The sequence below is a fragment of the Chelatococcus caeni genome (assembly GCF_014196925.1).
Classification (GTDB): Bacteria; Pseudomonadota; Alphaproteobacteria; order Rhizobiales; family Beijerinckiaceae; genus Chelatococcus_A; species Chelatococcus_A caeni.
The window spans coordinates 646283-658484 of sequence record NZ_JACIEN010000001.1 but is presented as its reverse complement, the minus strand read 5'-3'; the positions used below and the strand labels follow the sequence as shown (position 1 = coordinate 658484).

10 protein-coding genes are annotated in these 12202 nt (G+C 68.6%); 6 read left to right on the top strand and 4 right to left on the bottom strand.

The genetic code is table 11. From position 1 onward, the window contains the following. The first annotated feature begins 133 nt into the window (after positions 1-133). Both GGR16_RS03235 and GGR16_RS03230 read left to right on the top strand, forming a co-directional pair. Positions 134-2227 (top strand): lytic transglycosylase domain-containing protein, encoded by a 2094-nt coding sequence (locus GGR16_RS03235; protein WP_183315698.1) that lies wholly within the window; start codon positions 134-136, stop codon positions 2225-2227. A 64-nt stretch (positions 2228-2291) separates the two neighbouring features. Continuing rightward, positions 2292-3182 (top strand): alpha/beta fold hydrolase, encoded by an 891-nt coding sequence (locus GGR16_RS03230; protein WP_183315697.1) that lies wholly within the window; start codon positions 2292-2294, stop codon positions 3180-3182. Positions 3183-3259: 77 nt separating this feature from the next. Here the strand turns inward: GGR16_RS03230 and GGR16_RS03225 are convergent, their stop codons facing one another. The 4 genes from GGR16_RS03225 to GGR16_RS03210 form a co-directional block, all read right to left on the bottom strand. Beyond that, on the bottom strand, positions 3260-4330 hold the full coding sequence (locus GGR16_RS03225; protein ID WP_183315696.1) for a porin: 1071 nt from the start codon (positions 4328-4330) through the stop codon (positions 3260-3262). Further along, the gene (locus GGR16_RS26385; RefSeq protein WP_183315695.1) at positions 4267-4548 is read right to left on the bottom strand and encodes a porin; all 282 of its coding nucleotides are present in this window, start codon (positions 4546-4548) and stop codon (positions 4267-4269) included. The genes GGR16_RS03225 and GGR16_RS26385 overlap by 64 nt, the downstream gene beginning before the upstream one ends. 378 nt (positions 4549-4926) lie before the next feature. Further along, positions 4927-6450 (bottom strand): porin, encoded by a 1524-nt coding sequence (locus tag GGR16_RS03215; protein WP_246372797.1) that lies wholly within the window; start codon positions 6448-6450, stop codon positions 4927-4929. 653 nt (positions 6451-7103) lie between these two features. After that, complete coding sequence (locus tag GGR16_RS03210) at positions 7104-7862, bottom strand: SDR family NAD(P)-dependent oxidoreductase (RefSeq protein ID WP_183315694.1); 759 nt, start codon at positions 7860-7862, stop codon at positions 7104-7106. A 268-nt stretch (positions 7863-8130) separates the two neighbouring features. Between GGR16_RS03210 and GGR16_RS03205 the strand changes: the two genes are divergently transcribed. The 4 genes from GGR16_RS03205 to GGR16_RS03190 all read left to right on the top strand — a co-directional run bounded on the left by GGR16_RS03205 (position 8131) and on the right by GGR16_RS03190 (position 12189). Then, positions 8131-8871 carry an ATP-binding cassette domain-containing protein gene (locus GGR16_RS03205; RefSeq protein WP_183315693.1) on the top strand — a complete coding sequence of 247 codons (741 nt, stop codon included), beginning with the start codon at positions 8131-8133 and terminating at the stop codon, positions 8869-8871. Beyond that, the gene (locus GGR16_RS03200) at positions 8871-9926 is read left to right on the top strand and encodes an ABC transporter permease (protein WP_183315692.1); all 1056 of its coding nucleotides are present in this window, start codon (positions 8871-8873) and stop codon (positions 9924-9926) included. The genes GGR16_RS03205 and GGR16_RS03200 overlap by 1 nt, the downstream gene beginning before the upstream one ends. 172 nt (positions 9927-10098) lie before the next feature. Next, the gene (locus tag GGR16_RS03195) at positions 10099-11034 is read left to right on the top strand and encodes a sugar-binding protein (RefSeq protein WP_019401533.1); all 936 of its coding nucleotides are present in this window, start codon (positions 10099-10101) and stop codon (positions 11032-11034) included. Between the two features lie 72 nt (positions 11035-11106). Further along, a complete protein-coding gene (locus GGR16_RS03190; protein WP_019404658.1) occupies positions 11107-12189 on the top strand; it encodes a substrate-binding domain-containing protein in 1083 nt (360 codons plus the stop codon). Positions 12190-12202 lie beyond the last annotated feature (13 nt).

Sequence of the window (12202 nt, the reverse complement as noted above, 5' to 3'; positions counted from 1 at the left end):
CCGCTCATTGAGGTGGAGGCAAAGGGGCGCCATTCCGTTTCAGCGTCCGAACAACGTTAGCATTTCCTCAACGGGGGGCTGGGACAATCCATACCTGCGTGATCGAGGCCGTCATCTTCGCGACGAGGGCGCGATGAAGCCGTTCACACGTTTTCTCGCCGCGAGCACGGCGCTCGGGCTCGTCGGCGCCGTCGTCCTGACCGTGGCCGTGCAGCGGCCGAGCCGCGCGGCCGTGCTGCCGCCGCCGCGCCCGGAGAGCACGGCCACCCCCGTCTCGCTGCCCGATCCCCCTGCCCGGCCCGAGAACGAGGCGGCGCAAAGCCCCGCCCCCTCGCCGCTCCTGACGCTCGACGAGACCATCAAGCTCTATCGCGCCGGCCGCATCGGCGACGGCGATGCGCTGGCCCGCTCCCTCGAGACGCCGGCCGCGCGCACGCTCGCCGAATGGGTGGCGCTGCGCCACAACGCCCGTGCGCTCGCCTTCGAGCGGATCAACACCTTCCTCAACCGGCATCCCGGCTGGCCGGGCGAGGACGGCCTGCAGAAGAGGGCCGAACAGGCCCTGCTCGAAGAGGCCAAGCCGGCCCGCGTCGTGCGCGGCTTCTTCGCGACCCGCGAGCCCGTGAGCCCCGAAGGGCAGATCGCCCTCGCCGAGATGCTGGCCGCCGAGGGCCATGACAGCGACGCCGCCGAGATCGCCCGGCGCGTCTGGCGCCGCGAGGCGATGAGCGATGCCCTGGAGAAGCGGATCAATGCCCGCTTCGGTTCTGAATTGCTGCGCTCCGACCATGAACGGCGGCTCGAGCGCCTCTTGTTCGCCGAGCGGCTCGTCGAGGCCCTGCCCGAGGCCAAGGCGCTGGGCCCCGGCCACGAGGCGCTCCTCAAGGCCTTCGGCGCCGCCATGAAGAACCCGGCCGGTGCCGGCAAGCTGCTCGACGCCGTGCCCGCCGCCCTGCGCAGCACGCCGGCCTATGTCTTCGCGCGCGCCCGCATGCTGCGCCGGCAGGACAAGCTCCCCGAAGCGGCCAAGGCGCTCGAGGATGCCCCGCGCGTCGTCGCCGCGCTCGCCGACGGCGACAGCTGGGCGCTGGAGCGGCGCATCCTCGCCCGCGGCCTGCTCGACGCCGGCGACGCGCGCGCCGCCTATGCCGTGGCGCGGGTCAACGAGGCCGAGAGCGAGACGGCGAAGATCGAGAATGCCTTCTTCGCCGGCTTCATCGCCCTGCGCTTCCTCAACGAGCCGGAGCGCGCGGCGGCGCATTTCGCCGAGGCGGCGCCCGCCGCCACCCTGCCCATCTCCGTCTCCCGCGTCGCCTACTGGCGCGGTCGCACCGCCGAGGCGGCCGGACGGGCCGAGGAGGCGCGGCGCTTCTACCAGGAGGCGGCGCGGCACGGCACCGCCTATTACGGCCAGCTGGCGCGGCACAGGCTCGGGGAGGCCGAGGTGCCGGCGCACGCGGCGGCCCTGCCCGACCCGGCCGCCCGGGCCCGGGCGGAGGCCGAGCCGCTCATCGGTGCCCTGCGCCTCGCCTATCGCCTCGGCGACGCGAGCCTCAGCGTGCCGCTGCTGGCCCAGGCCGCACGCACGGCGCGCGATGCGGAGACCTTCGCCGTTCTTGCGGAAATCGCCGCCCAAGCCAATGACGCGCGCGGGCGCCTCCTCGTCGGCAAGCGGGCGCTCTATGCGGGGCACCTCCTCCATGCCGAGGCCTTCCCGACCGACGGCGTGCCGCCGGTCGACGATGCCGGCGCCGTCGAGCGCGCCATGGTGCTCGCCATCGCCCGGCAGGAGAGCGCATTCGAGCCAGGCGCCATCTCGCCCGCCGGCGCGCGCGGCCTGATGCAGCTCATGCCGGCGACGGCGCGCGAGACGGCGAAGCGCGCGGGCCTCGCCTTCGACCTCAACCGGCTGACGGCGGACCCGGCCTACAACGCCACGCTCGGCACCGCCCATCTCGGCGAGCTCGTCGGCTACTGGCGCGGCTCGTACATCCTGACCTTCGCCGCCTACAACGCCGGGCCCGGCAACGTACGCCGCTGGATCGCGGCCTATGGCGACCCGCGCAGCCCGGGCGTCGACCCGGTGGACTGGGTGGAGCGCATTCCCTTCAACGAGACGCGCAACTATGTGCAGCGCGTGATGGAAAACCTGCAGGTCTACCGCGAGCGCGTGGACGGCCGCACGGCACTCCTGATCGACGAGGACTTGCGCCGCGGCGCCAACTAGACCAGCTTGCGGGCGGCCGGCCGAGCGCCGGCCCGATCCCCGCCGATCTTCACGGACTGCCGCCTTGCCCGCCGGAACCGACACCTACGAGAGCCGCTTCGTCACTGCGCGCGACGGCCTGCGCCTCAATGTCCGCGACTATGTCCCCGAGGCCCCCGCCCGGGCCCTGCCCGTGGTCTGCCTGCCGGGGCTCGCCCGGACGGCGGCGGATTTCCATGCGCTTGCGCTCGACCTCGTCGCCGACGAAAAGCGCCCGCGCCGGGTGCTCGCGGTGGACTATCGCGGGCGCGGCGCTTCCGAGCGCGACCGCGACTGGCGCAACTACGACGTGCGCGTCGAGCTCGACGATCTCATGCAGGCGCTCGCCGCCCTCGGCGTGGAGCGCGCGATCTTCATCGGCACCTCGCGCGGCGGCCTCATCACCATGGCCATGGCCGCCGCCCGCCCCGCCGCCATCGCCGCCGCCGTGCTCAACGACATCGGCCCGGTCATCGAGGCGCGCGGGCTCATGCGCATCCGCGGCTATATCGGCAAGCTGCCGAGCCCGCGCACCATCGAGGAGGCCGTCGACATCCTGCGGCGCCTGCAGGACGCGCAGTTCCCGGAGCTGAGCGACGCGGAATGGCACGAGATGGCGGCGGCGACCTGGCGGCAGGACGCCGACGGACGCCTCCTGCCCGATTACGACCCGGCTCTCCTCAAGACGCTGGAGACGCTCGACCTCGAATCGAAGCTGCCCGAGCTGTGGCCCCTGTTCGGCGGCCTCGCCGGGGTGCCGGTGCTGGCCTTGCGCGGCGCCAATTCGGACATCCTCTCCCCCGACACGCTGGCTCGCATGCGCGCCGCCCACGAGCGGCTGGAGGCGGTCGAAATCCCGGCCCAGGGCCATGCACCGCTGACGAGCCACAAGGACGTCAGGCGGCCCATCCTCTCCTTCATCCGCCATCTCGGCTGAGGCTGCGGCGCGGCTCTCTAAAACCAAAAGCCCTCGCAGCTGCCTGCGAGGGCTTCGGATCATCCTGCCGATGACGATCAGAACTCGCGCTGCAGCCGCAGGCGCGCCTCCCAGATGTCCTCCGAGCGCTTGACGAAGACCGGCGCCGCGAGGTCGCGGTCGACGTCGAGCTTCTGATAGATGACCTCGAGGCCGATGTCGAAGGCGGAGACGGGCGACCAGATCACGTTGCTGCCGACAGTCCAGACCTTGAAATCCTGCTGCAAGGTCGCTGCCGAATAGTCGATCGACGTGTAGTTGCCGAACAACGCCTGGCGGATGGACGGCGTCCAGTAGTGCAGCAAGGCGGCCGTGGCGCCCCAGCCCTTGGTCTTCTTGATATCGCCGTTGACGATGACCGCCTCGCTGACGGGACCGGAGACCGGGCCGATGTTGAAGTCGTCATAGACGCCGAGATAGGAGATGGCGCCGTCGGCATAGGCCGCCTGCAGCCACAGCGTGTCGCCCGGCGCGAGCATCGGCAGGTTGACCTGCACGCCGGCCTGGATGGCGTAGCCGTATTCGGTGCCGACACGGCTACCCAGGGGGCCCGAGCCGAAGCCGAGGCCGCCGAGGCCGGCGCCGATATCGATCGAGTTGAGCTGGTGCAGCGCACCCGCGAGCTGCGCCGAGCCCCAGTCCTGATCGACACGCAGGTTGGCGACGACGTCGGGCATGCGCTGCCCGGCCTGGGCATAGGTGATGCCGTTGAGCGTATGGGCGCTGCGATCCTCGAGCGCGATGGTGGCCGAGAAGCCGTTGCCGAAGGTGGCGGTATAGGCGAGGAGGTTGACCGTGAGGTCGGAACCGAGGCTGCCGAGGGCGCCGGAGCCGAAGTTGAGGTCGTTGGCGTAGAAGTCGAAGAACGAGGACGTGCGGCCCGCCGTGATGCCGGCCCACTGGATATAGGCCTTGTCGAGGACAACGTCCGTCGTGTCGCCGGCAGGACCCGGCTGGGAATTGTAGCTGCCGGTATCGGCGAAGACGTCGACCTGGAGGAAGGTCCGGAGCGTGCCCCAGTCCGTCGCCGTGCGCGCATCGACATTCATGCGGCCGACGGCGCGGAAGCCGGTGGCGTCATTCTCGCGGCCCTCGCCCGGCGTGTCCACAGCGGCTCGAGGTAGCGGTACTCGGCGCGGACGCGGCCGCCGATCTTGATGCAGGTGTCGGACCCCGGGATGTAGAAGAAGCCGGCCCCGTGCACGGAACAGATGCGCACGTATTCGACGGGCGCCGCCTTGGTCATCGGCAGGTCGGCGGCCTTGGCGCCGCCCGCAAGAGCAAGGCCTGCGACGCCGCCCAACAACAGCTGCGATACGACACGCATTCGTCCTCTCCATCATCCACGCGGCCTGACCGATGGCCGGCACCCATGGATGACAGTCTGACGACGACAGCGGGGAGCTCAAGTTAAAACGCAGAGATCGGCGACCAAAGACAAGGATTCAGGGACGTTGTTGCATGGCAACAACATCGAATAAATGCGGAATAAAGAAAATGAACACTAAGCGGGCAGACTGCATAAGGAATGGGATGAGACCTGCGCGCATCCTGTGCAGCCCAGGTGCACGCGCCACTTGCATCATGCGCTCCATCCGGAGCTGACGCTGCCGCCCGACAGGCTGATTCCCAGCCCGCGTGATCCCAAAAGAAAAACCCCGGCGCTGACGCGCCGGGGTCTCGATATCACCCTTGCGGGATGAGATCAGAAGTCGCGCTGGAAGCGAAGGCGAGCTTCCCACACGTCCACGTCGGCCTTGGACGAGCCGTTCGGGAAGATGAAGCGGCCCTTCGGGTCGAGCTTCTGGTAGAGCACCTCGACGCCGATGTCGAAGGCCTTGACCGGCGACCAGATCACGTTCGTGCCAACCGTCCAGACCTTGAAGTCGTTGATGGTGGCGAAGCCGTCAACCGTCGAGTAGGCGGCGATGGCAGAACCCGAGTAGTCGACAGCCGTGTAGTTACCGAACACGGCCTGACGGATCGACGGCGTCCAGTAGTGCAGGAACGCAGCCGTCACACCCCAGCCCTTCGTGCGCTTGATGCTGCCGTTGAGCTCAACACCATCGACGGCCACACCGTAAAGGGTGCCGAAGGTGGTCAGGTTGCCGAGGCCGAGGCGGCCGAGGGCGCCGTCAGCGTAAGCAGCCTGCAGCCACAGGGCGTCGCCGGCGGCGAGCATGGGCAGGTTGACCTTCACGCCAGCCTGGATCGCGTAGCCGTACTCGCTGTCGATACGGCCGCCCAGCGGATCAAGCGTCGAGGCGTTGAGCTGCTGCACAACACCCGACAGCTGAGCCGAACCCCAGCCCTGGTCGACGCGGAGGTTACCGACGATGCTCGGCATGCGCTGGCCGCCGAGAATGTTGTTGGTCCCACCGAGAACGTTGGCCGTGCTCGCAACGTTACGGACGACCGCGCTACGATCCTCAAGGGCGAGGGTCGCGGAGAAGCCGTTGCCGAAGGTCGCGGTGTAGGCAAGGGTGTTGACCGAGCCGTTATCCGAGCCCAGCGACGCCATGTAGCCCGAGCCGAAGTTGATGGCCGCGGCGTAGAAGTCGAAGAACGAGCTGATACGACCAGCCGTGATGCCGGCCCACTGGATGTAAGCCTTGTCGAGGGCGACGTCCGTCGTATCAACACCCGGACCGAAGCCATTGCGGCCGGCGCCCAGGTAGTTGCCGGTGTTGGCGGTCACGTCGACCTGCACGAAGGTGCGCAGCGTGCCCCACTCGGTGGCGGTACGGGCATCGACGTTGATACGGCCGCGAGCGCGGAAGCCGGTGGCGTCGGAACGGCGGCCCGGGTTGAACCAGACGCCGGGAGCCACGTTAATGGAGCCCACGCCCGTGCTCGTAGCAGAGAGCGAGTACGACGAGGTCGGCTCGAGGTAACGGTACTCAGCGCGGACACGACCACCGATCTTGATGCAGGTGTCCGAGCCAGGGATGTAGAAGAAGCCGGCGCCGTGCACCGAGCAAACACGAACGTACTCGACAGGCGCAGCCTTCCGCATGGGAAGATCGGCGGCCTGAGCCCCAGCGGCCGCGGCGAGGCCGGCAACCGTTCCGAGGAGAAGGCTCTTAGCGAGCTTCATAGTGACCTCCAAAGTTTCGAGACCCTTCGGGAGCGGTTCTTTTTCCTCAGCCGGCAACGCCGCTCCTTGGAAAGTCCCCTTTTCCCCCAACCTGTCGAGCCTGCCGTCATCCTCGGCATTGCGGCTGAGCATAGCGCCAGGCTCGAATCTGCGGCCGGGTCGCCCCCGAACGCAGAGCCAACATGTCCGACAGCCTCTTTTGGATCAACCTAAACGAGGGCCGGTTGTGGCGTTTTCGAGGCGCTGTTGCAGAAACGCCACTTTCCTGGGCCCCACCCTGCAAGTCGTTCTGTTTACACAATTTTAACGACTTGAGGAGCGCGGGGCGGCACCCTTTTGGGGCGCTCGTGAGCCGGCGGAGCGAGCCAGGGCCTGCCCGCAATGCCCGGCAACATGCGCTCAGCGCGCTTTGGCGAGGAGGAGACCCGGGCCGGGGAATCACGCCTTCGGGCGAATCTCCGGAGCGGGCCGGAGGGGTCGATGCAAGCGCGCCAGCCGGCGTTGAAGCACGAAAACGCGCTGGAGCAGGACCGCCAGAGGCGCCGGGCGAGCACCTTATACGGTGCCTTCGGCAAGTCCTTGTGCTGGTTCCCGGGTCGCATTCCGCTTCGCTGCATGCGCCCGGGAAACGAGGTTGAGGCGGACCGCGTGCGGGCTCCCGGTTCGACGGCCTGCGGCTGGCGCCTTGCCGCCCTACTGCCCACCGCCTACCGCCCTACTGCCTGTTGCCTACTGCCTATTGCCTATTGCCTATTGCCCCACTGCCTATTGCCGACTGCCCGCCTTTACACCCAGCCGCCGTCGACGACGTAATGCTGGTTGGTGCAGGCGGAGGCCTCCTCGGAGGCGAAGAAGACGGTGACGCGGGCGACGTCGTCGGGCACCAGCTTGCGCTTCAGGCACTGGCGCTGCATCAGCTCCGCCTCGCCCTCGGGCGTCAGCCATTTCTCGATCTGCCGCTGCGTCATGATCCAGCCCGGGGCGATGGCGTTCACGCGGATGTTGTCCGGTCCATAGTCGCGCGCGAGGGAGCGTGTGAGGCCGAGCACGGCCGATTTGGCGGCCGTATAGGCGGCCATGCCGCCCTGCCCGACCATCCAGGACACCGAGCCGAAGTTGATGATGGCGCCGCCGCCGCCCGCCTTCATGTCCGGCAGCACGGCCTGGGCGGCGAAGAACTGGTGCTTGAGGTTCACCGCGATTCGATCGTCCCAGTACTCCGGCGTCACCTCCTCCGTCGGGTGGCGCTCGTCGTGCGCCGCATTGTTGACGAGCACGCCGATGGGGCCGAGCGCCGCGCGGATGCGCGCGACGGCCGCGCGCAGGGCGGCGATGTCGGTCAGGTCTGCCTCCTCGAAATGCACCTGCGCGCCCGAGCGCGCGAGCTCGGCGGCAAGGGCGCGCGATTCATCGCCCTTGATGTCGATGAAGCCGATCTTCGCCTTCTGCTCCGCGAAACGCCGCACGATCGCCTCGCCGATGCCCGAGCCGCCGCCGGTGACCAGCACCACCTTGCCGGCAAGATCCGGATAGATCGCCCCCATGACCATGTCTCCCTGAGCTGAGCGCCTGGAAGCGGCCGCCACGCCCGGTCGGGGCCGCGGCCGCCACGCCTTTGATGCCCGCACACTAGCGCCATACGACGAATGTTCAACGAGATTGACATGCGCACCTCAGAATTTTTGAGGTGCACCGCAAAAATGAGTTGCGCGCCGTCATGCGATTGGGCATCGTCAGCCCCACGGGAGCCGCCATGAAGAGCGGCCCGGCCGGGCGACGCGCAGCCGGCCACGACCAGGGGAGGAAAGACATTTGGCGCTTCTCGAACTGAGGGGAGTGGGCAAGGAGTTCGGCGCCATCCGGGCGCTGGGCGACGTCGATCTTGCCATCGAGCCCGGCGAAGCCGTCGGCCTGATGGGGGACAACGGCGCCGGCAAGTCCACCCTCGTCAAGATCATCGCCGGCAATTTCGCGCCGACCAACGGCAGCATCGCCTTCGACGGGCAGCCGGTGCATTTCACGCGGCCGGTGGATGCGCGCGACGTCGGCATCGAGGTCGTCTACCAGGACCTTGCGCTCGCCGACAACCTGACCGCCGCCGCCAACGTGTTCCTGGGCCGGGAGCTCCGGCGCCGCGTCGGCCCCTTCAGCTTCCTCGACCACGGGGCGATGAACCGGCGGGCGGGCGAGCTCTTCGCGGAGCTCAAGTCGGAGACGCGCGCCAGCGACGTGGTGCGCGCCATGTCGGGCGGCCAGCGCCAGGCGGTGGCCATCGCCCGCACGCGCCTGTCCGACGCCAAGCTCGTGCTGATGGACGAGCCGACGGCCGCGATCTCCGTGCGCCAGGTGGCGGAGGTGCTGGACCTCATCCGCCGCCTCAAGGACCACGGCGTCGCCGTCATCCTCATCTCCCACCGCATGCCGGACGTCTTCAGCGTCTGCGACCGGGTGGTCGTGCTGCGGCGCGGCCGCAAGGTGGCCGACAAGGCCATCGCCCGCTCGAGCCCCGAGGAAGTCACGGCCCTGATCACCGGCGCCAAGGAGGCCGCATGATGGCGAGCGAGACCTCATCGGCGCCGGCGGGCGCCCTCAAGACGGGCGACTTCGCCAATGTGGGGCGCGCCGCCTGGTGGCAGCGCGGCTTCTTCGCGAGCCAGACCGCCTATGTGGCGGCGGCCCTCATCGCCATCGTCATCGTCATGGCCCTGATGAGCCCGGCCTTTCTCTCGGCCGGCAACGTCGCCAATGTCGCCAAGAACTTCTCCTTCATCGGCATCGTGACGCTCGGCATGACGCTCGTCATCGTCACCGGCGGCATCGACCTGTCGGTCGGCTCCGTCATGGCGCTGTCGGCGATCGCCTGCGCCATGGCGATGCAGGCCCTCGCGAGCACCGGCCTCGCCGGCGTGCCGTTCGCCACCATGACGCTCGCGATCGCCGCCGGGCTCGGCGTCGCCGTCCTCGTCGGGCTCGCCAACGGGCTCCTGGTGGCGCGCGTCGGGCTGTCGCCCTTCGTGACGACGCTCGGCATGCTGTCGATCGCGCGGGGCCTCGCCTATGCGGTGACGGAGGGGCGCGGCCAGACGCCGGCCGGGCCGGACCTCGACGCCTTCTATGCCTTCACGGACGGGACCATCCTCGGCGTGCCGATGGCGGTCATCTATCTCCTCGGCCTCGCCGCGATCCTCGGCGTCGTGCTGCACCACACGGCCTTCGGCCGGCACGTCTTCGCGCTCGGCGGCAACGAGAAGGCGGCGGCGCTCACGGGCATCTCGGTCGAGCGGGTCAAGGTCTCGGTCTATGTGCTGTGCTCGCTGTCGGCCGGCTTCGCCGGCATCCTGATGACGGGCTGGCTCGGCTCGGCCCCGGCCAATCTCGCGACGGGCTACGAGCTCACCATCATCGCGGCGGCGGTCATCGGCGGGGCGAATCTCGCCGGCGGCATCGGCGGGCCGGCGGGCGCCGTCATCGGCGCGCTGCTCATCGAGGTCATCCGCAACGGCCTCGTGCTCGCGGGCATCAATGCCTACTGGCAGATCGTGCTCGTCGGCATGATCATCATCCTCGCCGTGCTGGTGGACCGCCTGCGCAGCGGCCGCGCGGCCTGAGGAACGCCCCGGAGGACATCCGGGGCGATCTGTCATTCGGCGCGGGGGCTTTTCCCCCGCTCCCCGTACTGCCCGGCTGCCGGGCCAAGAAGCACAAGCTGAAGCTCGAACAGACACGACAGGCATCACCCTTCGTGAACGAGGGGCGCCCATCACCGAGGAGGAGGAACCCATGCGAAAGATGCTTCTGGCGGCTGTGGCACTCGCCGCGCTCACCCTGCCCGCCATGGCCGAGAACTACCGCTTCGCGGTCGTGCCGAAGGCCATGAACAACCCGTTCTTCGACCTCGCCCGCGACGGCTGCGTCAAGCGCGCCAAGGAGCTCGGCAACGTCGAGTGCATCTACAAGGGCCCGGTGGAGCACGAGCCGGCGAGCCAGGCGCAGATCATCCAGGATCTCATCGCCCAGAAGGTCGACGGCCTCGCCATTTCGGTGTCGGACGTCGCCGCCGCCACGCGCTCCATCAAGGCCGCGGTCGATGCGGGCATCCCCGTCATCACCTTCGACGCCGACGCGCCGGGCTCGGCCCGCACGGCCTATATCGGCACCAACAACAAGGAGTTCGGCCTGGCCCTCGGCACCAAGCTGAAGGAGCTGCGCCCCGAAGGCGGCAAGTTCGCCATGGTTTCCGGCGGCCCGGCGGCCAAGAACCTGCAGGAGCGCGTGGAGGGCGTGCGCGAGGCGCTGAAGGGCTCGAAGTGGGAGGAGATCTCCGGCTCGCCGACCTTCTGCAACGACGACATCGCGCTCGCCGTACAGCAGATGCAGGATCTCAAGACCGGCAATCCCGACCTTGCCGCCATCGTGCCGGTCGGCGGCTGGCCGATGTTCGCGCGCGAGGGCTTCCGGAGCTTCGCCTCGAAATTCAAGAAGGACATCGACGCCGGCCAGTTCTCGCTGGTGGTCGCCGACACGCTTCCGGTGCAGCTCGAGCTCCTGAAGGAGGGCTATGCCAACGCGCTGATCGGCCAGCGGCCCTTCGAGATGGGCGAGAAGTCGATGGACGCGCTGCTGGCGCTCAAGAAGGGCGAGAAGGTCGAGGAGATCATCTACACCGGGCTCGACACCGTCACGCCGGACAACGTCGACGCGATGCTGAAGAAGTGAACCGATCGGGCGGCGCCGGCGGGTGAATGCCGCCGGCGCCGACACCGTCAAGAACCGAGCTGGGAGGTTTCCATGAAGCGTTATCTCACCGTCGCCGCCCTTGCCGCGGGCGTATCGCTGCTGTCGGTCGCCGCGCATGCCCAGTCGGGCGCGCTCGAACGGGCGGTGGGCGGCTATTCCTTCGACGATGCCGCCAAGGAGGCGCCGGAAACGAAGGACTTCAACTCCAAGGACGGCAAGCTCACCTTCGCCATCGTCACCCACACGGCGGGCAACGGCTTCTTCGACCCGACCTATGTCGGCGCCAAGGTGGCGGCCAATGCCTTCGGCATCAACCTACTGATGCTCGGCTCGGAAGCGCCGGTCGACGACATCCCGCGCGAGATCCAGATCCTCAACCAGATCATCAACGACCCGACCATCGACGGCGTCATCATGACGACGCCGCAATCGGGCGCCTATGACGACATCGTCAAGAAGCTCATGGAGCGCGGCATCCCCGTCGCGACGACCAACTCGCACGACCCCAACCTCCTCAACCGCTCGCAGATCTCGCACACGGGGCAGGACGCCTCGGCGGCCGCCATCGGCGGCGAGGCCCTCGTCAAGTGCCTCGTCGACAAGGGCGTGACGGGCGGCTCCATCATCTTCCCCTCCACCACGACGCTCGGCAACGTGGAGGTGAACAACCGCATCAAGTCCGCCTTCGAGGCCACCGTCAAAGCCCTCAACGACGCCGGCAAGCTGAAGGACTTCAAGGTCGACGCCGGGCCCGAGAACATCGGCATCGACGTCGACGCCAACAACATCGTCGGCTCGGTGGTGACGCTCATCGAGAGCCGCAAGGACGTGGTGGGCGCCTTCGCCGCCAACGGCTTCGTGACCCCGGCGCTGGGCGACGCCATCAGCCAGCTGAAGCTCAACGACAAGGTCTGCGCCTTCGGCTTCGACCTCGGCCCCAAGCAGCAGGAGCAGATCCGCACCGGCGCGCTCACCGGCTCGCTCGGCCAGCAACCGTTCCTGCAGGGCTTCTGGCCCGTGGCGCAGCTCTATCTGCAGATCGACCGCGGCATCGCGGGGGCCAACCTCGACACGCGCGCCCAGCTCGTGACGAAGGACAGCATCGACACGGTCGGCAAGCGCTTCGAGAACTGAACCGTTTGCCCGC